Below are 25903 nucleotides of genomic sequence, written 5' to 3' on the forward strand. Positions count from 1 at the left end.
CGCTAGGACGAAACGCGAGCATCGACGACGCTGCGCAGGTATGCGACGCTTGCAATCACGTCGGAGACTGGACCTGCATCGGTGGGCTCTTCGGCGAGAATTGTGTCCTGCTCCAGCACGAACCAACCGTCGAATCCGGCGTCGAGAAGCTCGTTCACGATCTTGCCGATGCCGACGTCGCCTGTTCCGAGCGGCGTGTACATACCCTGTGCGACAGCCTCGGTGTAGGTCAGTTCACCGGACTGAACGCGGGCGGCGAGGGCAGCGTCCACGTCCTTGAGGTGTGCATGGGTGATGCGCGACGCGTAGGCCTCCACCAGTTCGAGCGGGTTGGTTCCGCCGATGAGGAGGTGGCCCGTATCGAGGCACAGCGGGATGGACGCGCCGTTCAGGACGCGGTAGACCTCGTCGCGCTTCTCGATCATCGTTCCGACGTGCGGGTGCAGGACTGCACGGATACCGCGCTCGGCCGCCGCTTCCTGCAGTCGATCGAGGTTGCGCAGCAACGTGTCCCACTGCGCATCGTCGAGCTCGGGGCGAGAATCGTAGCCGTCGCTTCCGGTGGCGGCGGCGAGCACGAGAACCTCGGCACGGGAGGCGACGAAGGCGTCGAGCAGTGGTGCGATGCCGGGGACCGGGTCATGGTTGGCATGGTGCAGCAGAACGGGTGCGAACCCGCCGACCGACTCGAGGTCGAACTTGTCGAGAGTTGCAGCGAGCTCGTTCGGGTCCGCGGGGAGGAAGCCCTCGGGGCCCACCTCGGTGGCTGTGAGGCCGGCGTCGCGCATCTCGGTCAGGACGCGATCGGATGCGATTTGATACCCCCACCCGGGGACCTCGCAGACGCCCCACGAAATGGGCGCGCCGGCGATGCGGATTTCAGTGGTCGTTTCGGTTGTGCTCACAGTCGTACCTCGTCGATTCGCACCGGGCGGTGCTGTTGCAGGGACAGGGTTGCGGCCTCGGCGATGTAGGCCACTTCGAGTGCATCGCGTGCGGTGCAGGGGGATTCGATGCGTCCGGCGATCACATCGATGAACGCGCCCAATTCCACCTGATAGGCGGAGGTGAAGCGATCCATGAAGAAGGAGTGCGGTGTGCCGTTCGGGAAGGTGGTGCCGGTTTCGAGGTTGCGGACCGGAACCTGCTCGTCCCATCCGGCGACCACGGCGTCGTTCGAGCCATGTACTTCGAGGCGGCAGTCGTACCCGCGCGCGTTGTATCGGGTGTTGGAGACGACGCCGATGGTGCCGTTCTCGAACGTGAGAGTCGTGGTGGCGGTGTCGACATCGCCGTATTCGGTGAACTTGGGATCACCCTGGTTCGATCCTGCCGCGTAGACCTCGGCGACCTCGTGGCCGACGATCCACCGGACGATGTCGAAATCGTGGACGCTGCAGTCACGGAAGATTCCGCCGGAGACCGCGACGTACTCCAGCGGCGGGGGAGCGGGATCGAGTGTGGTGGAGCGTACGGTGTGCAGCCAACCGAGATCGCCTGACGCCACCGCGCTCTTGGCGGCGGCGAACGCGGGTGCGAACCGGCGGTTGTAGCCGATCTGGACCTGAACGCCACTGGACTCGATGCCCTGGACCACGGCCAGGCTCTCACCCGGCGTCGCGGCGATCGGCTTCTCGCAGAAGACCGGAATTCCGGCGTCCACGCACGCGAGAACTAGCGATGCATGCGCGGGCGTGGCGGCGGCAACGACCACGCCGTCGATTCCGGAGGCGATGAGTGCAGCAGCACTGTCGACTGCCGTGGCACCGAACTTCGTCGCAACGGATTCGGTGACCGAAGATCGCTCGTCGGTCACGACCACGTCGTCGACACCAGGTAGTGAGCTCAGAGTTTCGGTGTGGAAAGCGCCGATTCGGCCGAGGCCGATGACGCCGACGGTTACGCCCATCAGAGGTGATCCTTAAGCGGAGAGGAGTTGTAGACCTCGAGTCTGACGGTGATCTGCCGTACGATCAAGGCGTAAAAGCCGTCAAAAACGCCTCAGGGAGCTGCCAGTGACGCACCGATACAAAGTCCGTGAGATCGCCCAGCAAGCAGGGTTGAGCGAAGCGACCGTCGATCGCGTTCTGCATGAAAGGCCAGGGGTTCGCGCGAACACCAGAGCGGAAGTGCAACAGGCTATCTCGGATCTGGACAAGCAGCGGTCGCAACTGCGGCTGAATGGACGAAAGTTCCTGTTCGACGTCGTCATGCAGACCCCTGCCCGGTTCTCGGCCGAATTCAGAGCGGCAGTCGAAGCGGAACTGCCCATGCTGTCACCCGCGGTCGTCAGATGCAGGTTTCACTTCAGGGAGACCGAATCGGTCCCGAACATGGTGGAGACACTCGGCAGATTCACGAGTCGTGGTTCGCACGGAGTGATAGTCAAAGCTCCCGACGATCCGGACGTCGTTGCCGCGATCGATCGACTGGTCGGGATCGGAATACCTGTCGTCACCTATGTCACCGACGTTCCGGGGAGCGCGCGGGTCAACTACGTGGGGATCGACAACCGCGCGGCGGGGGCGACGGCGGCCTACCTGGTGGACAGTTGGCTGTCCGATGCCGATTCGACGGTCTTGATCATCTTGACCAGCAACATCTTTCGGAACGAAGGTGAACGCGAGATCGGCTTCAGGACGACGTTGCGCGCCCTGGGAGCCGAGCGAGGCGATCCTGCGGGGCGACGCGTTGTGGAGATCACCGACAGTGAGGGCCGCGACGAGACCGTCGAGCGCCTCGTAGAACGGGCACTTGCCGACCACCCAGGAATCGAGGCTGTCTATTCCATCGGAGGCGGCAACACAGGAGCCGTCAGGGCATTCGAGAGAGCGCGTAGGCGCTGTCGCGTGTTCGTGGGGCACGATCTCGACGGTGACAATCGCCCGTTGCTGAGATCGGGGGCGCTGTCCGCGGTTCTGCACCACGACCTCCGTGCGGACGCGCGCCTTGCTTGTCGAGTTCTCATGCAGGCGGGAGGCGGATTCGACGGTGTCGTCGGCGATCGGTCCCGAATACAGGTGCTGACGCGGTTCAATATGCCGTGAGTGGCTCCGCCCGTGCGTGAACATGCACCGCCCGGCGTAACTACGCGCGCACGATCAGGTCAGAGGTGGTGAGTGCGTAGTTACGTGGGGAGGTAACTACGCGCGCACGGGCGGGAAGAGCCGCACTCAGTTCTCATCGAAATGGCCTTTGTCAGGACATTCAGATGTAATACTCGGAGCATGACTGTACGCGTTGGAATCATCGGTGTCGGCGTCATGGGCGCCGACCATGCTCGCAAGATCAACGGCTCGATTTCGGGTGCGGAGGTGTCGGTCGTTGCGGACTTCGACGCCGAACGGGCCAAGTCCGTCGCCGCCGAAATGCGCGATGCCGCGGTTGCCGCAGACGGACTCGAACTGATCGCGAGCGATAGTGTCGACGCCGTCATTGTCGCCTCGCACGACTCCACGCACGCTGAGCTCGTTCACGCCGCGCTCGCTGCGAACAAGCCGGTTCTGTGTGAGAAGCCCTTGGCGCCGACAGCCGAGGAGTGCCGGAAAATCATTGCCGCGCAGGGTGTCCGCAATTTGATCACCGTCGGTTTCATGCGGCGGTTCGACCCGGCGTACAACGAACTCAAGCGCGCATCGTCTGCCGACAGAATCGGTGAGACTCTCGTCGCACACTGCGTCAGCCGCAATGTTGTTGCAGGTCCGGGCGACTCGGCGGCGACGATCACCAACTCCGCGATACACGAGCTCGACATCATGCCGTGGTTGCTGGGTTCACCGATCTCCGAAGTGAGCTGGCATGCAGGCCGCACCTCGAAGCACTCCGGTATTCGCCAGGATCCGCAGATCATGTTGCTGCGTACCGAATCCGACGTGCTCATGACCGTCGAACTGTTCGTCAATGCGCGCTACGGCTACGACACGCGGTGTGAGATCGTCGGCGAGGACGGTGTCGCGTCGTTCGCAGTCCCAGCGCACGTCATCGTTGACAGCGAACTGAAACGCTCCATCGAGTATCCCCTCGACTGGGTCCCGCGCTACGCCGAGGCATACCGTCTCGAATTGCAGGAATGGATCGACTCCATCGAGCAGAACCGGCCGTCGACCCTCGCCGACGCCGATGCCGGACTACGTGCGGGACTCGTCGCCGACGCGCTCGTGCTATCGATGAATTCAGGTGGCCGCACGGTCGCCGTCGAGTACTGAGCCACGACACAGAGGCTGAGTCACAACACATCTTGGAGGCACCCATGACACCGACAGTCACTCTGAACGATGGAACAGAGCTTCCCGCGCTCGGCCTCGGCACGGTCGAAGCCGACGGCGAGGACATGGCGGCGACAGTGACCGCCGCCTTGGATTCCGGGTATCGGCTCATCGACACCGCACTCAGCTACGGAACTGAGCCTGGTGTCGGACGCGCCGTCGCTGCGTCGACCGTCCCTCGCGAAGACATCCGCATCACGACGAAGATTCCCGGCCGATTCCACGGATACGACGAGGCCAAGGAGTCAGCCCGATCGTCGTTGAACGATCTGGGCGTCGACTATATCGATCTGTTGCTCATCCACTGGCCGCTGCCGAAGGTGGACAAGTACGTCGACACCTGGCGCGCGATGATCGATCTGCAGAAGGATGGTCTGGTCAAATCGATCGGTGTCTCGAATTTCACTGCTGCGCACCTGGATCGACTGGAGGCGGAGACTTCGGTCGTGCCGTCGGTCAACCAGATCGAGCTGCATCCGTACTTCCCACAGGCAGAACTCCGCGCCTACCACGCGCAGCACGGCATCGTGACCGAGAGTTGGAGCCCCCTGGGGCGTGGTTCGGAACTTCTGAAGGCATCTCCGGTTGCCGACGCCGCCCACGCTCACGGTGTCTCGCCCGGTCAGGTCGTGCTGCGGTGGCACGTGCAACTCGGCGCGATTCCGTTGCCGAAGTCGTCCAACCCCGATCGGCAGAAGCAGAACCTCGACGTTTTCGGCTTCGAACTCACCGACGAGGAGGTCGCTGCTATCTCGGGTTTGGAACGCGGTCGAATCTGGGATCAGGATCCCGACATCTACGAGGAGTTCTGAGCGCCGCGCCGGGTGTATCCATGAGCCTCGCCGTACTCGGCGGGCCGCTGCTGCCGAAGGGCGCGGGACGAGCGGTCACGGCAGTGGCCCGCTGACTGCTGCCGACAGTGCATCCTTCAGTGCGCCGAGAGGTATGCGAGCGCCGACGCGGGAACGGGTGAGAGCGACCGCGGCCACTACTTCTCCGTCGCGAACCAGGGGAACAGCAACCGATTCGAGATCAGGGCGGAGGGTTCCGCTCGGGCCTACCGCGATTCCGGTACGGCGGATGGTGTCCAGCTCGTCGAGAAGAATCATCGTCCGTTCCGGATCCTCGCGGAGATTCTCGGCGGCCCACTCCCGGCGGGGTCGCTCCGGCATATAGGCCAGCAGGACACGTCCGCCTGCGGTGGCGGGCAGGGGGTAGCGCCATCGTGTCGTGTCGACGAATGCCGCTGCGTCGGTGAGGCCGACGGATTCGATATTGACGGCGTCGTCGCCGATTCGGACGACGAGCAACGCGGCCGCACCGGTTCGCTCGTGAAGTTCGGCCAGGCGGGACCGTGAGAAATCCGCGATGGCCGTGCGACCCGATCGCCGTTCGAGCACCGCCGACAACGGTCCGACCGTGTATCTCCCATCTCGCTCGTCGAGAAACCCCGACGCGACGAGTCCGTACGCGAGCTTCTGCACAGACGACAGAGGCGCGTCGATGGAACGGGCAAGCTCGGTCAGCGTGAGCCCGCGCGGTTCGGTCGTGGCCGCGCCGAGCAGCGCTGCGATCCGGTCGACCGCTCGATGGTGGGGGCGGCGTTTGTCTTCGGCCATTGATCGATTCTATCTATATAGGTATGGCGGTTAATACATTGCGTATAACTTGTTAGCGTAGGTAATGTTGTGTGCATCGGTCGGGGGAGACATCAGGAGGAGCTCATGAGCACACAGGGACCGCTCGAAGGCATTCGGGTGATCGATCTCGCCACCGTCGTCATGGGGCCGTATGCGGCGCAGATACTCGGTGACCTGGGAGCCGACGTCGTCAAAGTGGAGTCGCCCACCGGTGACTCCACCCGGCGGTCGGTACCTCGCCGCGGCGACGGAATGGGTGCGCTCGCGCTCAACGTCAACCGAAACAAGCGCAGCGTCATGCTCGACCTCAAGACCGAAGGCGGAAAGAACGATCTGCATCGGCTGCTGGCCGATGCGGATGTACTCGTCACCAACATGCGACCGGGCGCGCTGGCGCGGCTCGGCTTCGATTACGAATCGCTGAAGGACCGCTACCCGAGCCTGGTCTACACGAGCGCGCAGGGGTTCCGGTCCGACTCCGACCTTGCCGATCACGCTGCGTACGACGAGATCGTCCAAGCGGCCAGCGGGTTGACCGACCTCATGCGGCGCGCGACCGGTAAGGCCAACTACGTTCCGACGATTCTGGCCGACAAGGTCTGCGCCCTGACCATCGTCTACTCCACGCTGGCAGCTGTCGTCCACCTGCGTGCAACCGGGGAGGGGCAGCACATCGAGGTGCCGATGACCGACACCATGCTCGCGTTCAATCTCGTCGAACATCTGGGCGGCCACACCTTCGAACCGCCCGTGGGGCCAACGGGGTTCTACCGGTCACTCAGTGCGAATCACGGTGCCGTGCAGACGAAGGACGGGTGGGCGTGCATCCTGCCGTACAGCCCGGCCAACGTGCACGACTTCTTCGACGCCTCTGGCCACGGGGACCTCAACGACGATCCTCGGTTCTCGACGTGGCAGGCCGTTCTCGACGATATGGGCGAGCTGTACGGGGCGATCGAGGCGATCGCTCCGGAGCGGACCACGGCGGAGTGGGAAAGTCTGTGCGCGTCGTACAGCATTCCGATGGCTGCGGTTCTCGACATGGAGAACGCGTCGGATTCGCGCTACGTACAAGACGGTCATCTCCTCGATGTCGCCGAGCATCCCACTGAGGGTGCCTACCGAGCCGTCGGAATCCCCATGCGGTTCAGCAAGACTCCGCTGTCGATTCGTCGCCCGGCCCCCGGCCTGGGTGAGCACAACGACGAGGTGTTCGCCGAGCTGAATCGGGTATCAGTGGAGTCGACCGACAGGACAAAGGAGTCCCTCTCATGAGTAAGCACGACCCGCTCGGACCGCTCGAACCTGATTTCCTCGCCGCTGATCTGTTCGGTTACCAAGGCATTCTGACCGACGACGAAGCCGAGATCGTGCTGAAGGTGCGGGATTTTCTGGCCGCCGAGGTCGCGCCACGGGCCAACGAGTTCTGGGAGAAGGCCCAGTCGCCTGTGCACTTGCTCCCGAAGATCGCCGAGCTCGAGATCACCGGACTCGGATACGAATTCGAGGGACGCACGCCGGCACGCAAAGTGCTCACCGGGTGGCTCGGCATGGAGTTCTCACGAATCGACCCGTCGACGGGGACGATGTTCAGCGTGCACAGCGGGCTGGCGATGAGCAGTATCTCGATACTCGGGTCCGAGGAACAGCGCGAGCGCTGGCTGCCGTCCATGCGCCGCATGGAAAAGATCGGTGCCTTCGGGCTGTCCGAACCTCACGGCGGTTCCGACGTGTCGGGCGGACTGGAGACCACCGCTCGCCTCGACGGAGACCACTGGATTCTGAACGGCAGCAAACGATGGATCGGCAACGCAACGTTCGCCGACCTGATCATTGTGTTCGCGAAGGACGAAGCCGACGGCGAGGTCAAAGGATTCGTCGTGGAGAAGGAGTTCGACGGCTTCCGCGCCGAGAAGATCGAAGGGAAGTACTCGCTCCGTGCCGTCGAAAATGCGGATGTATATCTGGAGGAATGCCGAGTCCCGGTGGCCAACAAGCTCGAACACGCGAACTCGTTCGCCGATACGTCCAAGGTGCTGCGCCTGACGCGAGGCGGCGTTGCGTGGGGAGCGGTAGGCGTCATGATCGGCGCGTTCGAGCGGGCTGTTGCGTACGCCCAGGAACGTGAGCAGTTCGGCAAGCCGATCGCGTCGTTCCAGCTCATCTCGGACCTCATCGCACGGATGGCGGGCAACATCACCGCGTGCCTCGGCATGGCATTGCGGGTGTCGCAGCTACAGGACGCAGGCATCCACTACGACGAGCATGCGGCGTTGTCCAAAACTTATTGCACGACGCGTCTGCGTGAGGTCGTCGGCTGGGCCCGAGAGATCATGGGCGGCAACGGAATCCTGATCGAGCACGACGTGATTCGTTACTTCACCGACGCCGAAGCCCTGTACTCGTACGAGGGAACCTCGCAGATGAACAACCTCATCGTGGGCAGGGGAGTGACGGGATTCAGCGCGTTCGTCTGACCGTCCCCCCAGAATGCAAACAAGGTCCATTCATACGATCAAATCGTATGAATGGACCTTGTTTGCGAGTGAGATTCTAGCGAGCGAACAACAGCGCTCGCTTGACTTCCTGGATTGCCTTGGTCACCTGGATGCCGCGGGGACATGCGTCGGTGCAGTTGAAGGTGGTGCGGCAGCGCCACACACCCTCGACGTCGTTGAGGATGTCCAGACGCTCGGAGGCACCTTCGTCGCGGCTGTCGAAGATGAACCGGTGCGCGTTGACGATCGCAGCCGGACCGAAGTAGCTGCCGTCGCTCCAGAAGACCGGGCACGACGTGGTGCAGCAAGCACACAGGATGCACTTGGTCGTATCGTCGAACCGTGCGCGGTCGGCGGCGGACTGAATCCGCTCCCGAGTCGGCTCGTTACCCGTCGTCATGAGGAACGGCTTGACGGCGCGGAACGCGTCGAAGAACGGCTCCATGTTGACGATGAGGTCCTTCTCGACCGGTAGACCCCTGATGGGCTCGATTGTGATGTTGAGGGTCTTCGACGAGTCCTTCGGGAGCATGTCACGCATCAGCACCTTGCAGGCGAGACGGTTGACCCCGTTGATGCGCATCGCGTCACTGCCGCAGACTCCGTGCGCGCACGAACGACGGAAGGTGAGCGTGCCGTCGAGGTAGCCCTTGACGTAGTGCAACAGGTTGAGCAGACGATCCGTCGGCAGCGTGGGCACCTGGAAGGTGTCCCACCGTTGTCCGTCGCCGCTCTCGGGGTTGAACCGAGCGATCTTGAGCGTGACCATGACTGCTTCGTCCGGTACGGGAGGCAGATCGTTCTGATCGGATTTCTTGTCCAGTGTGGGTGCGCTCATGTCAGTACTTCCGCTCCATCGGCTCGTAGCGGGTCTGGATTACCGGCTTGTAGTCCAGACGGATGTCGGTGAGCAGGCCAGTGCCTTCTTTGTAGGCCATGGTGTGCTTCATGTACTCGGCGTCGTTGCGGTCCGGGAAGTCCTCGCGCGCATGTCCACCGCGCGATTCCTTGCGGTTCAGAGCACCCACGACGGTCACCTCGGCCATTTCGAGGAGGAAGCCGAGCTCGATGGCCTCGAGCAGATCGCTGTTGTAGCGCTTGCCCTTGTCCTGCACGGTGATGTGGTTGTAGCGCTCCTTGAGGGCGCGCACATCCTTGAGTGCGGTCTCGAGTCGCTCCTGGGTGCGGAACACCGAGGCGTTGTTGTCCATCGACTGCTGCATCTCGGACCGGATGTCGGCGACGCGCTCGTGCCCGTGATCGGACAGGACCAGCTCGAGCCATTCTTCGACCATCTTGGCCGGCTCCTCGGGGAGCGGGGTGAAGTCCACCGAGTTTGCGTACTCTGCCGCTGCGATACCCGCGCGCCGTCCGAAGACGTTGATGTCGAGCAGGGAGTTGGTGCCGAGACGGTTCGCGCCGTGCACCGACACGCAGGCGCACTCGCCCGCGGCGTACAGGCCGGGCACGATGTCGTCGTTGTTGCGCAGCACCTCACCGCGAATCTTGGTGGGAATACCGCCCATGACGTAGTGACAGGTGGGGTAGACCGGCACCGGCTCCTTCACGGGATCCACGCCGAGGTACGTGCGCGAGAACTCCATGATGTCGGGGAGCTTCTCGTCGAGAACCTCTTCCGGGATATGGGTCACGTCGATGTAGACGTAGTCCTTGTTGGGTCCGCCGCCGCGTCCCTCGAGCACCTCGAGCACCATCGACCGCGCGACGATGTCGCGGGGCGCGAGGTCTTTGATGGTCGGGGCGTAGCGCTCCATGAAGCGTTCGCCCGATTCGTTGCGGAGGATGCCGCCCTCGCCTCGCACGGCCTCGGAAATGAGAATGCCAAGGCCGGCGAGACCTGTCGGATGGAACTGGTGAAATTCCATGTCTTCGAGGGGCAGACCCTTGCGGAAGACGATGCTCATGCCGTCGCCGGTCAGGGTGTGCGCGTTGGACGTGGTCTTGTAGATACGTCCCGAGCCGCCGGTCGCGAATATGATCGACTTGGCGTGGAAGATATGCAGTTCACCGGTGGCCAGCTCGTACGCGACGATGCCGGTGGCGACCGGGCCGTTGTCGGTCTCGGTGAGGCAGAGATCGAGTGCATAGAACTCGTTGTAGAACTCGACGTCGTGCTTGACGCAGTTCTGGTACAGCGTCTGAAGAATCATGTGGCCGGTGCGGTCTGCGGCGTAACACGCACGACGAACAGGGGCTTTACCGTGGTCACGGGTGTGGCCACCGAAGCGACGCTGGTCGATCTTGCCCTCGGGTGTGCGGTTGAACGGCAGACCCATCTTCTCGAGATCGAGGACTGCGTCGATCGCTTCCTTGGCCATGATCTCGACGGCGTCCTGGTCGGCGAGGTAATCGCCACCCTTGACGGTGTCGAAGGTGTGCCACTCCCAGTTGTCTTCCTCGACGTTCGCGAGGGCGGCGCACATGCCGCCCTGAGCCGCACCGGTGTGCGACCGCGTCGGGTAGAGCTTGGTCAGTACCGCCGTGCGAGCCTGTGGGCCGGCTTCGATGGCAGCTCGCATGCCTGCGCCGCCGGCGCCGACGATGAGCACGTCATAACGATGTTCCTGCATGAATGCTTCAGTTCCCTTAGCTCGCCGAGATGTTCGGATCGAAGGTGAAGATGACGTAGGTGCCGAGGCCCATGATGAGGATCATCGACAGGACGAGGAGAGTCGTCAACCAGAATCGCGTCGAGTCCTTGCGGGAGTAGTCCGCGATGATGGTGCGCAGGCCGTTGCCACCGTGCAGTTGGGCCAGCCACAGCATCGTCAGATCCCAGAACTGCCAGAAGGGACTCGACCAACGTCCGGCGACGAACGCGAAGTTGATCCGGTGCACGCCTTCGTCGAGCATCAGCATGATGAACATGTGGCCCAGGACGAGGACGACGAGTGCGAGGCCCGAGAAGCGCATGAACAGCCATGCATACAGCTCGAAGTTGCCCCGCGACTTCCGTCGCGGCGAACGTGGGTTGTCCAGACTGGCTGGGCGGTCGTAGTTCTTGCCGAGGGACTTGGCCTCGGGTCCGTGTGTCGTTGCCATCAGTGCCCGCTCGCTGTGAACATGTTGTAGAAGATTCGGCCCGCTCCCGGAACCATGACCACGATCCACACCGCGGCGATGATCCACAGCATCAGCTTCTGGTACTTCGGTCCCTGTGACCAGAAGTCCACCAGCATGACGCGGATGCCGTTGAGTGCGTGATAGAGCACTGCAGCGACGAGACCGATCTCCATGAGGCCGACGAGCGGCGTCTTGTAGGTGTCGATGATCGCGTCGTACGTCTCCGGATTGACACGCACCATCGCGGTGTCGAGAACGTGGACGAACAAGAAGAAGAAGACCAATACACCGGTGATCCGGTGCAGAACCCAGGACCACATGCCTGGGTCCCCGCGATACAGGGACCGCTTACGCTCCTTGGCCGGAGCGACTTCCGTCGTGCTACTCATCGAGTGCAAAGCCTCCAACGTCATTGGTGGACGCGTCGAGCCTGGTAGCCGGGGCTTGGACGCCTGGCTCGATTTGTCGTACTCCGGCTCCGAACGGTTATCGAAGAGCCGCCGTCTTTGAACTGTAAACCCATTGGAAACATGGAACTAATTCGACTCGAGATTCGTACTGACCAGTATTTCGTTGTTAGGTTTGCCTTTCCAATTCTTCATGATCGGTTCAGTCAACCGCACTGCACCCGGCTCGACGGCATGATTGTATTGGACCTATGGCTGAAATTGACTGGAAAACGTTGCGAGACAGTGCTCATCAGGTTATGAGGCAAGCCTATGCGCCGTACTCCAACTATCCGGTGGGCGCCGCAGCGATAGTCGACGATGATCGAATTGTCACCGGGTGCAATGTGGAAAATGTCTCATATGGTTTGGGCCTGTGTGCGGAGTGCGGACTGGTGTCCAATCTGCAGGCGACGGGCGGGGGGCGGCTCGTCGCATTCACCTGTTGTGACAGTCGTGGTGCTCGCCTGATGCCGTGCGGACGGTGCAGGCAGTTGCTGTTCGAATTCGGTGGAGCGGATCTGCTCGTGGACACCGACAGTGGCCCCACGCCGCTGGGGCAGTTGCTTCCCGCCGCCTTCGGGCCGGATGACCTCGATTCGGGCAGAGTGGTCGACCATGTCTGACGCAGTTTCGATCATCGCAGCCAAGCGCGACGGCCACACGCTCACTTCCGCGCAAATCGACTGGGTCGTCGACGCCTTCACCAAAGGGGTGGTCGCCGACGAGCAGATGTCGGCGTTGGCGATGGCCATTCTGTGGCGCGGTATGACGAGGCCGGAACTGAGCCGGTGGACCGCGGCGATGATTGCGTCCGGTAGCCGAATGGACTTCTCGTCGCTTCCTGTGCCCACGGTCGACAAGCACTCGACCGGAGGTGTGGGAGACAAGATCACGCTGCCGCTGGCCCCGCTCGTCGCTGCTTGTGGGGCTGCGGTTCCGCAGTTGTCCGGTCGCGGGCTCGGCCACACCGGGGGAACGCTCGACAAGCTCGAGTCGATTCCAGGATGGCGCGCGGACCTGACCGGCGACGAGATCCATTCGATCCTCGCCGATCCCGCTGTCGGCGCGGTGGTGTGCGCAGCGGGCGCGGACCTCGCGCCTGCCGACAAACGGCTCTATGCATTGCGTGACGTCACCGGAACCGTGGAATCGATCCCGCTCATTGCCAGTTCGATCATGAGCAAGAAGATCGCCGAGGGCACAGGCGCGCTGGTCCTCGATGTCAAGGTCGGCGCAGGTGCATTCATGAAGAACTTGTCCGACGCACGTGCTCTGGCAGAAGCGATGGTGGCCCTCGGCACCGACGCGGGAGTGCGCACGGTTGCCCTGCTCACCGCGATGGATTCACCGCTCGGTCTCACCGCGGGCAATGCCGTAGAGGTGGAGGAATCGCTGGAAGTCCTTGCGGGCGGCGGACCGGCGGACATCGTCGAACTGACGGTGACCCTCGCGCGGACCATGCTGACGGCAGCGGGAATCGAGGGCGTCGACCCTGCCGACAAGCTCGCCGACGGCAGCGCGATGGACCGGTGGCGCGCGATGATCGCCGCACAGGGCGGCGACCCGGGCGCGGCGCTGCCGGTAGCGAAGGAATCTCAGGTCATCACAGCCGAGTCCGATGGTGTCGTGACCGCTCTCGATGCAATGGGGGTCGGCGTCGCTGCGTGGCGTCTCGGCGCAGGCCGCGAGCGGCAGGGGCAACCGGTCCAGGCGGCGGCAGGCGTTCGGCTGCACGCGAAGCCCGGTGACCGGGTGCTCGCGGGGCAGCCGCTGGCAACGCTCTACACGGACACTCCGGAGAAGTTCGAGCACGCCACCGCGGCCATCGCCGACGCCTGGACTATCGGCGACGCCTACGAAACGTCGCCGATAGTCATCGAACGTGTCGGCCTCTAGAGGAGCTGGCCCGCTTCGGTGAGCACGCTGCGCAGGATGGACTCCATCTCGTCGAACTCCTTCTGTCCGCAGATCAGTGGAGGGGCGAGCTGGACGACGGGGTCGCCGCGGTCGTCGGCACGGCAGTACAGGCCGGCGTCGAACAGGGCGGTGGAGAGGAAACCACGCAGAATGCGCTCGGCTTCGGCGTCGGTGAAGGTTTCCTTCGTGGCCTTGTCCTTGACCAGTTCGATTCCGTAGAAATACCCCTCACCGCGGACGTCACCGACGATGGGGAGGTCGTTCAGTTTCTCCAGCGTCGCGCGGAACGCGGGTGCGTTCTGCGCGACGTGGGCATTGATCCCCTCGCGCTCGAAGATGTCGAGGTTGGCCATTGCGACCGCCGAGGACACCGGGTGCCCGCCGAAGGTGTATCCGTGAGCGAAGCTGGAAGTGCCGTCGTCGAACGGCTCGAACAGCCTGTCGGATGCGATCATCGCGCCGATGGGCGAGTAGCCGGACGTCAACCCTTTTGCGCAGGTGATGATGTCGGGGGTGTAGCCGAAGTCGGTGCACGCGAACATCGATCCGATTCGGCCGAACGCGCAGATTACCTCGTCGGATACCAGCAGCACGTCGTAGCGATCACAGATCTCACGGACGCGCTCGAAGTACCCGGGCGGTGGCGGGAAGCAACCGCCTGCGTTCTGTACCGGTTCGAGGAAGACCGCGGCCACTGTGTCCGGTCCCTCGAACTCGATTGCTTCGGCGATGCGGTCCGCAGCCCAGATTCCGAAGGCCTTCGGATCGGTGTCCAGTGGTGCGGGCGCGCGATAGATGTTGGTGTTCGGAACGCGGAATGCTCCTGGCGTCAGTGGTTCGAAGGGCTCTTTGAGGGCCGGAATACCCGTTATCGCGAGCGCACCCTGCGGAGTTCCGTGATACGCGATCGCCCGTGAGATGACCTTGTGCTTGCCTGGCTTGCCCACCTTCTTGAAGTACTGCTTGGCCAGCTTCCACGCACTTTCGACGGCCTCGCCGCCCCCGGTGGTGAAGAAGACGCGATTGAGGTCGCCCGGGGTGTACCCGGCGAGCCGCTCCGCCAGCTCGATCGCAGGCGGAGTCGCGTAGGACCACAGTGGAAAGAACGCCAGTTCCTTGGCCTGCTTCGCCGCGGCCTCGGCTAGTTCTTCGCGGCCGTGACCTACCTGTACGACGAAGAGCCCCGACAGACCGTCGATGTAGCTCTTGCCGTTGGAGTCGTAGATGGTCGAGCCTTCGCCTCGGGTGATGATGGGCGGCGTGACGCCTGCGCCGTGGCGAGCGAAGTGGCCCCACAGGTGCCGGGCGGCCGAGGCGTCGAGTTCGGCTGTGGTTTTCGTCATCGGGTACCCCAATTGTATTGTTGTTTGACGAGTTTGAGATAGACAAGCGTTTCGGTACTGGTGATACCGGGCATTGTTCGAATGTGCTTGTTGAGAATCTGCAACAGGTGCTCGTCGTTCTCGCACACGACCTCGACGACGATGTCGAACGAGCCGGCGGTGAGTACGACGTAGTCGACGGCGTCGAGGGCGGCGAGTTCCTCGGCGAGCTCGTAACTGTCACCGGTGCACCTGATCCCGATCATTGCCTGACGGTTGAATCCAACCTGAACCGGGTCGGTGACTGCGACGATCTGCATGACGCCGGTTTCGGTCAACTTCTGAACACGCTGTCGCACGGCGGCTTCGGAGAGGCCGACGGCCTTCCCGATGGCAGAGTACGACCGTCGACCATCCTCTTGCAGTTGCTCGATGATTGCTTTGGAAACGTCGTCCAACGGGGTCGGCGGCTGTTCGGGCATACGTCGATAGTGGACTGTCCGACGTGAATTCTCAACCCTGCTGGGAAGGATTCAGTTTCTATTTCGCAGATAATCTGCCGAATCCGTCGTCAAGAGCCTGAAAAACTAGAGAATCCGTGGCGGCCTCGGTAGGGTTCGGTTATGGAGAATGCGCCGATGATCGCGGGCTGCTGGATCGCTGGACGAGCAGTCGACGGAACCGGGGGCACGCATACAGTGGTGAACCCGGCAACCGGGCACGCGGTGGCACACCTACGGCTGGCGACACCAACCGAAGTCGACGCCGCGGTTACGGCTGCACGCGAGGCGTTTCCGGCGTGGTCGCAGGCGATGCCGTCGCACCGGGCCTCCGTGCTGCGGGAACTGGCATCTCTGGTGGCCGGTCGAGCGGGAGATTTCGCGCGCGAAGAGATGGTGCAGACCGGCAAGACGATTCGACTGGCGACCGAGTTCGACGTCCCGGGCAGCATCGACAACATCGAGTTCTTCGCCGGTGCAGCACGGAATTTGGAGGGCAAGGCGTCGGCGGAGTATTCGGGTGAGCACACCTCGTCGATACGCCGTGAAGCCATCGGAGTTGTCGGGTCGATCACCCCGTGGAACTACCCGCTGCAGATGGCGGTGTGGAAGGCGATACCCGCCCTCGCGGCCGGCTGCTGCGTGGTCCTCAAGCCGAGTGAGCTGACGCCGCTGACCACGCTGCGATTGGCGCAACTGGCCACCGAGGCGGGCCTTCCCGACGGCGTGTTCAACGTCGTGACCGGCACCGGAGTCGACGCGGGCGCTGCGCTGTCCGGCCACCCAGGAATCGATGTCATGACCTTCACCGGCTCGACTCCCGTCGGCCGAACCGTCATGGCCCAGGCTGCGGTGAACGGAACGCGGGTTCAACTGGAACTCGGAGGAAAGGCGCCGTTCGTAGTGTTCGACGACGCCGACCTCGATGCCGCCGTGCACGGCGCCGTGGCGGGCGCGCTGATCAATTCGGGCCAGGATTGCACTGCGGCGACGAGAGCCATTGTGGCCGAACCGCTCTACGATGCGTTCGTCGACGGTGTCGCCGAGTTGATGCGGTGCGTCGTGGTCGGGGACCCGTCGGATCCGTCCACGGACATGGGTTCACTGATCTCGTTCGCCCACCGAGATCGAGTCGCGGCCATGGTTGCGCGTACCGAGGCTCGGGTGGTGTGCGGTGGCCGTGCCCCCGACGCACCAGGCGCGTTCTACCTGCCGACCCTTCTCGCCGGGGTGGGGGAGCGGGACGAGGTGTACCGCGAGGAGATCTTCGGGCCCGTGTTGACGGTGTCGAAACATTCCGGTGACGATGACGCACTTCGTATGGCCAACGACACGTCCTTCGGTTTGGCCGCATCAGCATGGACGAGGGACCTCTATCGGGCGGGACGGGCGTCGCGAGAGATCCATGCCGGATGTGTGTGGATCAACGACCACATTCCGATCATCAGCGAGATGCCGCACGGGGGTGTGGGTGCGTCGGGATTCGGTAAGGACATGTCGACCTACTCGTTCGAGGAATATTCGACGGTCAAGCATGTGATGACCGACATCACCGGCGTCGCTCGTAAACCATGGCACAGAACAGTGTTCGCAGGAGTGGAGCCTGCGGAACGACCGGGTACGGCGGGAGGGGCACAGTGAGTTGGGCCGAGAAGCCGACGACCCGCGGGTTCGACATGGTGGCGAACGCTGCGCCCGAGTCGTTCTGGCTCGATCGCCCGGAGCGGCCGGCTCCGAGGCCTCGATATCACGGCGTATCGGCGGCGGATCTCGTGATCGTCGGCGGTGGTTTCACCGGACTGTGGGCAGCTGTGCAGGCAGCGGAGGAGAATCCGGACCGGTCCATCGTGCTCTTGGAAGGTGACCGTATCGCCGACGGCGCATCGGGACGCAACGGTGGATTCTGTTCGGCGAGCCTCACTCATGGGCTCGGTAACGGTCTCGATCGGTACGCCGAGGAGATGCCGACGCTTGTGCGGATGGGAACGGATACGCTCGATGCGATCGAAAGTAGCTGTCTGAGATATGGAATCGACGCCGGTATCGAGCGCACCGGTGAACTCGATATCGCGAACTTCGAGTGGCAGACCGATGAACTGCGGGCAATGGCTAAGGACGCGTCGAGTGTAGGCGCGGCGATGGAGTATCTGGACCGAGAAGCCGTTGCCCGCCGGGTGTCCTCTCCCATGGCGCAGGGGGCTCTGTTCGATCCCGACGTGATGCTCGTCGATCCGGCCAAATTGGCCTGGGGTCTGGCCGATGCGGCCGAGTCGCTCGGCGTCACGATCCACGAGAACAGTCAGGTGGGGGAGCTGACGAAGTCCGGTGCCGGAGTACGTGTGAGTACCGGGTACGGGACGGTCCAGGCCCGCCGGGTTCTGTTGGCTACTGCTGCGACGAAGCCGTTGAGGAAATCGGTGCGCAGGCGGATCGTGCCGGTATGGGATTACGTCATCATGACCGAGCCGCTGACCGCCGAGCAGATGGCTCTCATCGGATGGTCGGGCCGAGAAGGGTTGGCCGACAGCGGGAACCGGTTTCATTATTTCCGGTTGACCGCCGACGACCGAATCTTGTTCGGCGGTTGGGAGGCGTTCTACTTCGGCGACGACGTCGACCCGCGACGCCGGCAGGACCCCGATACGTTTGCGCTGCTTGCCGAGCATCTGTTGCAGATGTTCCCGGCTCTGGAGGGGATCAAGGCAACTCATGCGTGGGGCGGCGCCATCGACACGTGCTCTCGGTTCAGTGCGTTCTGGGATCTCGGTATCGACGGCCGCGTCGCCAGCGTTGTGGGGTTCACCGGGCTCGGGGTGGGGGCGTCGCATTTCGGCGCTCGCACGGCGTTGGACCTGCTGGATGGCCTCGACACCGAACGCACCAGACTGAATATGGTGCGCAGCAAACCACTACCGTTTCCGCCCGAGCCTGCCAAATCGTTGGGCATCAACATCACCCGGCATCAGTTCGCCCGAGCTGATCGCAACGAAGGTAAGCGCGGCTGGTGGCTCCGAGCGATGGACAAGGCAGGGTTGGGCTTCGACAGTTAGGCGCTTCGCCGACGGCGCCTACTCGTGCGGTACGACCACGACCGGGGCAGGGGTGGCCCGCAGAATTTTCGCCGCACTCGAGCCGAGGAACACCCGTTTCGGTGCCGCAAGCCGGCTGGAACCGAGGAACAGAATGTCCCCATCGGACCACTGCAGCGACGCCACGGCCTCGTCCAGACTCGATCCGTCGGCGACGACGGATTCGAGTCCCTCGATGTCAGGAAGTCGACGAGTCGCGTTCTCCAAGTTTGCTTCTGCCGCGGCGACATAGCGACGTCGGGTCTCGAGAGATGGACCGTCGCTGTCGAAACCGCCGTCCTCCAAGGACACGAGCGAAACCAGCCGCAGCGGGACGTGTGCAGCGCTGGCGATCGCGATGGCCAGCGCTGACGGGTCGGCCGCACCGGCGCGCGTCGGTACGGCGGCGGTGAGGCAGGAGAGCGCACGTCCGGCGCGATCGCGATATCCGCGGGGAGCGAGCGCGAGCGGAACGGGAGACGCGTGCAGCAGCTGCGCGGCAACAGTTCCGACCGTATGCCGGTTCAGCAGCCCGTCGCCCGCCCCGCCGACGACGATCATGTCCGCATCGTGCTCGGCAGCGAATTCCATCAAACCCTGAGCGAACGATTCGTGCTCGGCGATGTGGGTCGTTACGTCGAAGTCACCCGGGACGAGCGATCGCGCCGCCGCGAGCCACTGTTCGGCTTGAGCGGTGAGCACCTTTCGGTACGGACCGCTTCCCTCCATCACCGGCTCGTCGGAGCGGATCACGATGACGATGTCGATCGATGCGTCGAGTGCCGATGCCAGTACTGCGGCCAGCGCGACGCCGTCGTCGCCACTCGGGGTGGCGAGGTACCCGACAGTGAGTTTCATCTTCTCGAGATCCTTACTAGTAGGTGTCCGGGACTTTGACCTCGGTGGCTGCAGTCAAGGTCTTGCCCTGGAAGAAGTCTCGGTTACCGACGAAGCACAGCAGCATCAACGGAATCCCGAGCACGAGCATGCCGATTCCTAGGACGAACACCCCACCGATCGGACCGTACACGGTGAAGCCGTAATCGGGTTTGATCATGTCCACGGCGCTCTGCACGAAAGCCCAGGTCATCGACAGCCCGCCGAGGAGCGGGAAGATGCCGCGCATGAAGAGGTTCCGAAGAGACTTCAGCAGTGTCCGGCGGAAGTACCATACGCATGCGTAGGCGGTGATGCCGTAGTAGAACGCAACTGCCAGACCCAGTGACGCAACCGAATCCTGAAGCGCATTCGCACTGACGAACGTCAGTACCAAGTAGAACGCAAGCGCGGCGCCACCCATGACGAGTGTTCCGAACCCTGGCGTCATGTACTTGGGGTGCACGCTGGCGAATCGCTTGGGGATGGCCTCGTAGACGGCCATCGACAAAGTTCCGCGGGCGGTAGGCAGAATCGTGGTCTGGGTCGAGGACAGCGCCGAGATCGAGACGGTCAGCAGCAGCAGCGACGCGACGATCGAGCCTGCGACCGGATCGCCGAGGATCGTCAGGACGTCGTCGACATTGTCCGGGTTGTTGAGGCCGATTCCGGTCTCGCCGAAACCCGCGAAGGATTGCACCGCATATCCGACGAGAACGTACGTCGCGACGAGAATCAGCGTTGTGATAACAGCGGCTCGTCCTGGAGTCTTCTCCGAATCTCGCGTTTCCTCGCCGACAGCGAGACACGCGTCCCAGCCCCAGTAGATGAAGATGCAGAGGATGATGGCTTGGGCTGCATCGGACATCGTGACCCCGGTGGGAATGATCCAACTCAGCTGAGGTGTGATGGCCTGCGGGCCCGCTGTGCCTGCCGCGACCTTGACCAGAGCGGTGACGGAGACGCCGATGAGGACGCCGAACTGGACGATCAGCAGCACGTTCTGCATCCGCTCGCTGATGAGGATTCCGCGGAAACTGACGTAGGTCATCGACACGATGAAGAAGGAACCGAGCGCGACTTTCGCGGCCGTGGATTCGGCGGCACCCTCCAGGCCCAGGAATTCGAAGAGGTATAGCGCTGCGATTTCCGCGACGTTCGCGAGAACGATGATTGCGGACACCGCTAGCCCCCATCCTGCCATCCATCCAACCCATGGCCCGAATGCCTTGGTGCCCCAGGTGAAGGACGTGCCGCAATCGGGGGTGTCGCGCCCGAGCTCACGGTAGGCGAACGCCGTCAGCAGCATGGGCACGAACGCCACCAGGAACATCGCGGGTGCCTTGTCGCCGACAGCAAGCACGACGTACCCGAGTGTCGCGGCGAGGCTGTACGCCGGGGCGACCGCCGACAGTCCGATGACGATGTTTCCGACGAGGCCGAGGGCCCCGGTGTTCAGGCCCTTGCCCGCTGGAACGTCGGGAGGGGGAGACGTCGCAGGCGGTTCCGCAACAGACATGATCACTCCAAGCTCGGGGGTCGGACCGACTGTCCAAACGATACGATTTCGGTTGCAGTCTCGCTAAGGATCGACGGAATTGTTTACAAAGAGGTGACAATGCAACGAAATGGGTTGTAGATGAGGTAGCCGAACCACGCTGCGGTTCGGTTCCGATGCCACGCGGGCAGGGCCCGTTCGCGCTACCGTCGAACCATGAGTACTGCCGAAGTATCGTCGATCCCGAACAGCGGCGCGACGCCGCTCGACCTTGGTTCCATCAAGACAGCCCCGAAAGCGCTCCTCCACGACCATCTCGACGGCGGACTTCGGCCGCAGACGGTGCTGGAGCTCGCACGGGAGTGCGGTTACGACGCGTTGCCTGCCGACGACGGGCCGGCGCTCGGTGAGTGGTTTCGCAACGCAGCCGACAGCGGTTCGCTCGAGCGCTACCTCGAGACGTTCGCGCACACGGTTGCGGTGATGCAGACCCCGGAAGGTCTCTTCCGCGTTGCGCGTGAATGTGCGGAAGATCTGGCGGACGACGGTGTTGTGTACGCCGAGGTGCGGTTCGCTCCCGAGCAGCACTTGGAGCGCGGCCTTACGCTCGATCAGGTCGTCGAGCACGTCCTGGAAGGGTTCCGGGCGGGTGAATCGGCGGCGCGCGTGAACGGCAAGCGAATTCGCGTCGGATGCCTGTTGACGGCGATGCGGCATGCGGCTCGGTCACGCGAGATCGCCGAACTCGCCGTACGGTTCCGCGACCGCGGTGTCGTTGGATTCGACATCGCAGGCGCGGAAGCGGGATTTCCTCCCAGTCGGCACCTCGATGCGTTCGAGTACATGCGAGCAGCAAACGCGCACTTCACTATTCACGCCGGCGAAGCCTTCGGGTTACCGTCGATTCAGGAAGCCGTTGCATTCTGCGGCACCGACCGGCTGGGTCACGGTGTGCGGATCATCGACGACATCTCGATTGCGTCCGACGGCACACCATCACTCGGTCTCCTTGCGGCCTACGTCAGGGACACCCGAATGCCGTTGGAGCTGTGCCCCAGTTCCAACGTCCAGACCGGCGCCGTCGACAGCATCGAGAAGCACCCCTTCGACCTCCTCGCGCGCCTGCGTTTCCGCGTCACGGTCAACACGGACAACAGGTTGATGAGCGATACGTCGATGACGCGCGAAATGCACAAGCTGGTTCAGACCTTCGGATACGGCTGGACCGATCTGGAGCGGTTCACGATCAACGCGATGAAGTCTGCGTTCATCCCGTTCGACGAGCGACTCGAATTGATCGACGACGTCGTCAAGCCGGGATACGCGGTTCTCGTCGGCTAGATCACTCCTTGCGGAGGCGGGCCTCGAACTCACGCTCGAGTGCTCGCCACGCCTCGGCTTCAGCATCGAACGGCGCGCTCGGGGCGAGTCTGTTCGGGTCGGGTTCGAGGGTGTACGAGACGTACCAGCCCAGAGGCGTCGAACGTGCCAGTGCGGTGTCGACCGAGTCGTCATCGGCGAAGTCGGCTGCGTCGGTGAAGAGTTCCACCGCCAGATCCAACTGATCGGTGTCGACGGCTTCCGGTCCACCGGCGAGATCGTCGGCCAACCCGGGCAGCACGTAGACGTTGTCGTCGGTGACGGTGATGTCGAGCGATCCGTCGATGGCCGCCGTCTGCACCTCTGCGTAGGTGCTTACCTTCGCGAGATCGTGATCGTGGTCGTCCGCGAGGTATCGCGCGAGTGCTCGTTCCGATCGAAACACCGTGATACTGCCGTTGCGGCCCAGGAAGATCGGCTCGTCGTCCATGTAGCAACGCAGCGTGTAGTAGGTGTCCTCGGAGGTGATGATGCGGACGGGGTCGATTCCGACCGTGGTCCAGAAGTTCGCGTCGGCGGCAGCGTCGGCGACGGGATCGGCCGTGCGCTGGTCTTCGGTGATCTCGTCTTCCGTGTTGTCGTCTTCCGTGTTGTCGTCGTCTTCGTCCGAGACGTCGTCGACGTCGACCTCGTTCTCGGCTGCCGCGAGGAGTTCTGCTTCGGCGACCTCGACGGCGGAGGCGTCGACATCCGGTGTGGTGACCACGGAGTCGATGGCGTCGATGACGTCGTCCCAGCTCTTGGCTACCGACGCACCGATCCGGTCCCAGAGGTTCTGGCCTTCTTTGCCGACGTACGCGTCGACGCCGATGCCGACCGATCCGAGATGCGGATTACCAGCGAAGAACGAAGTGACAGTGCTCAGTTCGCATACGTCGCCGAGGGTTTGCACGATCTCGAAGGTCGCGGCGAGCTCGGCGAGGATGTCCGAGTCGGGATCTTCGGCCACCAGTTCCGGCACACCGACGAGGTCGAAGCGGTGGAGTTCGTCGGGTTCGAGTTCGTTGGCGGCGAGGGCCACGACGATCTTCCACGACGGGTGGTCGACGAGGTCGTTGTCGTCGTCGGTGCGAATGAACGCGGCCAGATGTGCGACGGCTTCGAATCCGTACAGGTCGTCCTCGTGTCCGAGGAACGCCTCCCACTCGTCGTCGCCTTCGTGCCACTGAGGAGCCCACAGGGTCACGAAGTCGCCGCGGGTGAGACCAAGTTCGATCGGGATGATGTCGCCAGCCATGGCTGGAACCCTATCTCAGGTGCCTGAGAGCGAACTTTGCATCTGCTCCAGGATGCGCGCACGCTGTCGCAGCGCCTCGGTCGCAGCCTCGGATGCAGTGGCGACGATGGCGGCCTCGAGGTGTCGAACCGACGTGCGGGACAGATCAGGTTCCAGTTCGAGATCGATCATCGCCCCTGTTCCGTCGACCAGCACAGTGACGAGCCCGTCCACCGATCTCCGCATCACTCGTAGCGCCGACAGTGTCTCGGAGGCGTCGTGCATTGTTGCCAGTGCGCGATCGGCGCGCTCGACAATGGAGTCGAGTTTGTCGTTCACAGCGACTCGAGCCAGCTCTTCGGCGGAGCTTCGGCGTCCATCAGGTCGTTCTCGGTCTCGGCGATCTGCGATGGGCGAGGCAGGCCGAGTCGATCGAGAACGTCCTCGGTGACGCCTTCGCGTTCGAGCTGTGCGCGCCGCTGCGCCCGGGCCGCCGCGGTGGCCCGGGCGTGTAGGTCGAGAATCGTGTGAGCCAATTCTGTTCCGCCGAAGCGCAATTCGTGAGTATCGATCCGAACTTCCGTGGGAACGCCGCCTTCGGTCGCCCAAACGCGAACGGACTTCGATCTCGTGGCGGCCCACGCCGCTGTCTCGTTCATTCGGTCGGCCTGTAGAAGCCCATGAATCCCATTCCGCTGTTGGTGGTTCTGATGTCTCCGACCTGCACCGGATCGCCCGCCTCGACCAGTTGTCCGTTGCCGATGACCATGGCGACGTGCCCGTCCCATACCGCGAGATCGCCCGGCATGAGTTCGTCCTGACGGACCTGGGATCCGATGTTCTGTTCCTGAGCCAGCCGAGGTAGCTCGACGCCCTGCTCCCCGTACGCCCACTGGGTGAGTCCGCTGCAATCGAGACCGCGTCCCGGCTCGGTCCCGCCCCACACATACGGGGTGCCCTGCTGCGTCAGCGCACTCCGCACGGCTCCTGCTGCCTGCTCGTTCGGAGCGACTGCGACGCTTCCATCCGGGAGCGCAACCTGGACACCTCGCCCCGAGTCTTGTTCCTCTGCCGAGGTTTTCGGAGGGACGCCGCTGTACATCGACATGTCCTGCGACGACGGTGCAGAGACGGCGGCAGCAGGGGATGTCCCGAAGCTGGTCGATCTGTCGGGAACGAACTCCGAGGCCGATGACGAGACGGTTTTCAGAAAATTCTGACCGAATTGGCTACCGGGATCGGAACCGTGATTCGACGGGGTGAACGCAGGCGAGGTTGCGGGCGCCGTCCCCGCGGGTCCGGGGACCGGTGGCGGTTCACTGTAGGCGCTGATTTCGGCGGTGTGCACGGCGAGCTCACCGCGCACTCGGGCCACCACGGCGAGGGCACGCTGGAGATGTTCGATCGCGGCGGCGATGAGCATCGACTGCCCCGGCGGCGTCAGGAGCATCGGCGCCGACGCCGTCGCAACGGACACGAACGACTGCAGTATCGCCTGCAGTTCGACGAGTCCCGCATGGACCTTTTCGCACGCGCGATCGACAACGGCAGCTATCTCGGCGCCATGGTCGGAGAGGCCGAGCGCGCTGGTGTGTGCTTTTTCCGCAAGTTCGACCGCTGCGCCGGCCGCCGGCCCGCTCCACGTGCTCGCGAGTTCGCCGATGGCCGAGCGTCCGATTCCCTGTACCGCGTCCAATGCACGGGACGACGACCTCAGAATATCGGCGGGTCCGCCGGCAGGGACGGCGCCGGAACCGAAAGCCTCCAATAGATCGGTGATGGGTTTCGCCAGGAGGTCGATCACAGCAGGCTCGCTGCGGTGGCTGCGTCGGCGAGGTCGTACTCCGCGCTGGACTGCGCCGCGGCCGTTCCGATGCTGGCGACAGTGTGCGACAAACTGCTGACTGCCGCAGCGTGGGCGGAGTGGACCCCCGTGAACGCAGCGAGAAATTCGGTTCCGATCAGCCCGAACACGGGCGCAAGCATCGCCGGGCCGGTTGCGACGGCTGCTGCTGCGGCAGCCGCAAGTTCGGTCGCCATGGCCGCTGTCGTCGCGGAATACGCGTGTATTCCTGCCGATACTGCCGATACTTCTGTCATCGCCGCCCCCAAGGAGTTGTCTCTTCGCAGAGAAGTGCCTACAGGTTTCGACGCACGTGAGCTCGGATCGGTTCCCGCAATTATCCTTGT

General features: G+C 63.5%; 26 protein-coding genes. 10 read left to right on the top strand and 16 right to left on the bottom strand.

Annotation, left to right across the window (positions count from 1 at the left end):
• Positions 1-2: 2 nt before the first annotated feature.
• Together D8W71_RS13435 and D8W71_RS13440 are read right to left on the bottom strand one after the other, a co-directional pair.
• Positions 3-905 carry a sugar phosphate isomerase/epimerase family protein gene (locus D8W71_RS13435; RefSeq protein ID WP_121114095.1) on the bottom strand — a complete coding sequence of 301 codons (903 nt, stop codon included), beginning with the start codon at positions 903-905 and terminating at the stop codon, positions 3-5.
• Positions 902-1909: a Gfo/Idh/MocA family protein gene (locus D8W71_RS13440; RefSeq protein WP_121114096.1), complete on the bottom strand. Its 1008-nt coding sequence runs from the start codon at positions 1907-1909 to the stop codon at positions 902-904. The genes D8W71_RS13435 and D8W71_RS13440 overlap by 4 nt, the downstream gene beginning before the upstream one ends.
• 106 nt (positions 1910-2015) lie before the next feature.
• Here D8W71_RS13440 and D8W71_RS13445 point away from each other — a divergent pair, with 106 nt between their 5' ends.
• From D8W71_RS13445 to D8W71_RS13455, 3 genes are all read left to right on the top strand, one after another.
• The gene (locus D8W71_RS13445) at positions 2016-3047 is read left to right on the top strand and encodes a LacI family DNA-binding transcriptional regulator (RefSeq protein ID WP_121114097.1); all 1032 of its coding nucleotides are present in this window, start codon (positions 2016-2018) and stop codon (positions 3045-3047) included.
• A 180-nt stretch (positions 3048-3227) separates the two neighbouring features.
• On the top strand, positions 3228-4205 hold the full coding sequence (locus tag D8W71_RS13450; RefSeq protein ID WP_121114098.1) for a Gfo/Idh/MocA family oxidoreductase: 978 nt from the start codon (positions 3228-3230) through the stop codon (positions 4203-4205).
• 44 nt (positions 4206-4249) lie between these two features.
• The gene (locus D8W71_RS13455) at positions 4250-5077 is read left to right on the top strand and encodes an aldo/keto reductase (RefSeq protein WP_121119119.1); all 828 of its coding nucleotides are present in this window, start codon (positions 4250-4252) and stop codon (positions 5075-5077) included.
• Positions 5078-5152: 75 nt separating this feature from the next.
• Here the strand turns inward: D8W71_RS13455 and D8W71_RS13460 are convergent, their stop codons facing one another.
• The gene (locus tag D8W71_RS13460; protein WP_121114099.1) at positions 5153-5884 is read right to left on the bottom strand and encodes an IclR family transcriptional regulator; all 732 of its coding nucleotides are present in this window, start codon (positions 5882-5884) and stop codon (positions 5153-5155) included.
• 105 nt (positions 5885-5989) lie between these two features.
• Between D8W71_RS13460 and D8W71_RS13465 the strand changes: the two genes are divergently transcribed.
• Both D8W71_RS13465 and D8W71_RS13470 read left to right on the top strand, forming a co-directional pair.
• The gene (locus D8W71_RS13465; RefSeq protein WP_121114100.1) at positions 5990-7180 is read left to right on the top strand and encodes a CaiB/BaiF CoA transferase family protein; all 1191 of its coding nucleotides are present in this window, start codon (positions 5990-5992) and stop codon (positions 7178-7180) included.
• Positions 7177-8382: an acyl-CoA dehydrogenase family protein gene (locus D8W71_RS13470; RefSeq protein ID WP_121114101.1), complete on the top strand. Its 1206-nt coding sequence runs from the start codon at positions 7177-7179 to the stop codon at positions 8380-8382. The genes D8W71_RS13465 and D8W71_RS13470 overlap by 4 nt, the downstream gene beginning before the upstream one ends.
• Positions 8383-8458: 76 nt before the next feature.
• Here the strand turns inward: D8W71_RS13470 and D8W71_RS13475 are convergent, their stop codons facing one another.
• Genes D8W71_RS13475 through sdhC form a run of 4 tightly spaced genes read right to left on the bottom strand, consistent with a single transcriptional unit; the run spans position 8459 to position 11876 of the window.
• Entirely contained in the window at positions 8459-9241 is a 783-nt protein-coding gene (locus tag D8W71_RS13475; protein ID WP_121114102.1) for a succinate dehydrogenase iron-sulfur subunit, read from the bottom strand.
• Position 9242: 1 nt separating this feature from the next.
• Positions 9243-10994 (bottom strand): succinate dehydrogenase flavoprotein subunit, encoded by a 1752-nt coding sequence (gene sdhA, locus D8W71_RS13480; protein ID WP_121114103.1) that lies wholly within the window; start codon positions 10992-10994, stop codon positions 9243-9245.
• Positions 10995-11010: 16 nt separating this feature from the next.
• Positions 11011-11466: a succinate dehydrogenase hydrophobic membrane anchor subunit gene (locus D8W71_RS13485; protein WP_121114104.1), complete on the bottom strand. Its 456-nt coding sequence runs from the start codon at positions 11464-11466 to the stop codon at positions 11011-11013.
• The gene (gene sdhC / locus D8W71_RS13490) at positions 11466-11876 is read right to left on the bottom strand and encodes a succinate dehydrogenase, cytochrome b556 subunit (RefSeq protein ID WP_121119121.1); all 411 of its coding nucleotides are present in this window, start codon (positions 11874-11876) and stop codon (positions 11466-11468) included. The genes D8W71_RS13485 and sdhC overlap by 1 nt, the downstream gene beginning before the upstream one ends.
• Before the next feature lie 269 nt (positions 11877-12145).
• Between sdhC and D8W71_RS13495 the strand changes: the two genes are divergently transcribed.
• Positions 12146-12559 (top strand): cytidine deaminase, encoded by a 414-nt coding sequence (locus tag D8W71_RS13495; RefSeq protein ID WP_121114105.1) that lies wholly within the window; start codon positions 12146-12148, stop codon positions 12557-12559.
• Positions 12552-13832, top strand: a complete 1281-nt coding sequence (locus D8W71_RS13500) for a thymidine phosphorylase (protein WP_121114106.1) — start codon at positions 12552-12554, stop codon at positions 13830-13832. Before D8W71_RS13495 ends, D8W71_RS13500 begins: the two co-directional genes overlap by 8 nt.
• Here the strand turns inward: D8W71_RS13500 and D8W71_RS13505 are convergent.
• Positions 13829-15196 carry an aspartate aminotransferase family protein gene (locus D8W71_RS13505; protein WP_121114107.1) on the bottom strand — a complete coding sequence of 456 codons (1368 nt, stop codon included), beginning with the start codon at positions 15194-15196 and terminating at the stop codon, positions 13829-13831. The genes D8W71_RS13500 and D8W71_RS13505 overlap by 4 nt on opposite strands.
• Positions 15193-15657 carry an Lrp/AsnC family transcriptional regulator gene (locus D8W71_RS13510; RefSeq protein WP_121114108.1) on the bottom strand — a complete coding sequence of 155 codons (465 nt, stop codon included), beginning with the start codon at positions 15655-15657 and terminating at the stop codon, positions 15193-15195. Before D8W71_RS13510 ends, D8W71_RS13505 begins: the two co-directional genes overlap by 4 nt.
• A gap of 141 nt (positions 15658-15798) precedes the next feature.
• Between D8W71_RS13510 and D8W71_RS13515 the strand changes: the two genes are divergently transcribed.
• A complete protein-coding gene (locus D8W71_RS13515; protein ID WP_121114109.1) occupies positions 15799-17316 on the top strand; it encodes a gamma-aminobutyraldehyde dehydrogenase in 1518 nt (505 codons plus the stop codon).
• Positions 17313-18725 (top strand): NAD(P)/FAD-dependent oxidoreductase, encoded by a 1413-nt coding sequence (locus D8W71_RS13520; protein ID WP_236077875.1) that lies wholly within the window; start codon positions 17313-17315, stop codon positions 18723-18725. Before D8W71_RS13515 ends, D8W71_RS13520 begins: the two co-directional genes overlap by 4 nt.
• 18 nt (positions 18726-18743) lie before the next feature.
• Here the strand turns inward: D8W71_RS13520 and D8W71_RS13525 are convergent, their stop codons facing one another.
• Positions 18744-19601: a universal stress protein gene (locus tag D8W71_RS13525; protein ID WP_121114111.1), complete on the bottom strand. Its 858-nt coding sequence runs from the start codon at positions 19599-19601 to the stop codon at positions 18744-18746.
• A gap of 16 nt (positions 19602-19617) precedes the next feature.
• Positions 19618-21138 (bottom strand): APC family permease, encoded by a 1521-nt coding sequence (locus D8W71_RS13530; RefSeq protein ID WP_121119123.1) that lies wholly within the window; start codon positions 21136-21138, stop codon positions 19618-19620.
• A gap of 195 nt (positions 21139-21333) precedes the next feature.
• Between D8W71_RS13530 and D8W71_RS13535 the strand changes: the two genes are divergently transcribed.
• On the top strand, positions 21334-22458 hold the full coding sequence (locus D8W71_RS13535; RefSeq protein WP_121114112.1) for an adenosine deaminase: 1125 nt from the start codon (positions 21334-21336) through the stop codon (positions 22456-22458).
• A 1-nt stretch (position 22459) separates the two neighbouring features.
• Here the strand turns inward: D8W71_RS13535 and D8W71_RS13540 are convergent, their stop codons facing one another.
• The 5 genes from D8W71_RS13540 to D8W71_RS13560 are packed head-to-tail and all read right to left on the bottom strand — an operon-like array spanning position 22460 to position 25813.
• The gene (locus D8W71_RS13540; protein WP_121114113.1) at positions 22460-23734 is read right to left on the bottom strand and encodes a primosomal protein; all 1275 of its coding nucleotides are present in this window, start codon (positions 23732-23734) and stop codon (positions 22460-22462) included.
• 15 nt (positions 23735-23749) lie between these two features.
• Positions 23750-24052, bottom strand: a complete 303-nt coding sequence (locus tag D8W71_RS13545) for a YbaB/EbfC family nucleoid-associated protein (protein ID WP_236077421.1) — start codon at positions 24050-24052, stop codon at positions 23750-23752.
• Complete coding sequence (locus D8W71_RS13550) at positions 24049-24372, bottom strand: hypothetical protein (RefSeq protein ID WP_121114114.1); 324 nt, start codon at positions 24370-24372, stop codon at positions 24049-24051. Before D8W71_RS13550 ends, D8W71_RS13545 begins: the two co-directional genes overlap by 4 nt.
• Positions 24369-25517 (bottom strand): C40 family peptidase, encoded by a 1149-nt coding sequence (locus D8W71_RS13555; protein WP_121114115.1) that lies wholly within the window; start codon positions 25515-25517, stop codon positions 24369-24371. The genes D8W71_RS13550 and D8W71_RS13555 overlap by 4 nt, the downstream gene beginning before the upstream one ends.
• Complete coding sequence (locus D8W71_RS13560) at positions 25514-25813, bottom strand: type VII secretion target (RefSeq protein ID WP_236077422.1); 300 nt, start codon at positions 25811-25813, stop codon at positions 25514-25516. The genes D8W71_RS13555 and D8W71_RS13560 overlap by 4 nt, the downstream gene beginning before the upstream one ends.
• Between the last annotated feature and the right edge of the window lie 90 nt (positions 25814-25903).

The sequence above is a fragment of the Rhodococcus sp. P1Y genome, assembly GCF_003641205.1.
GTDB lineage: Bacteria > Actinomycetota > Actinomycetes > Mycobacteriales > Mycobacteriaceae > Rhodococcoides.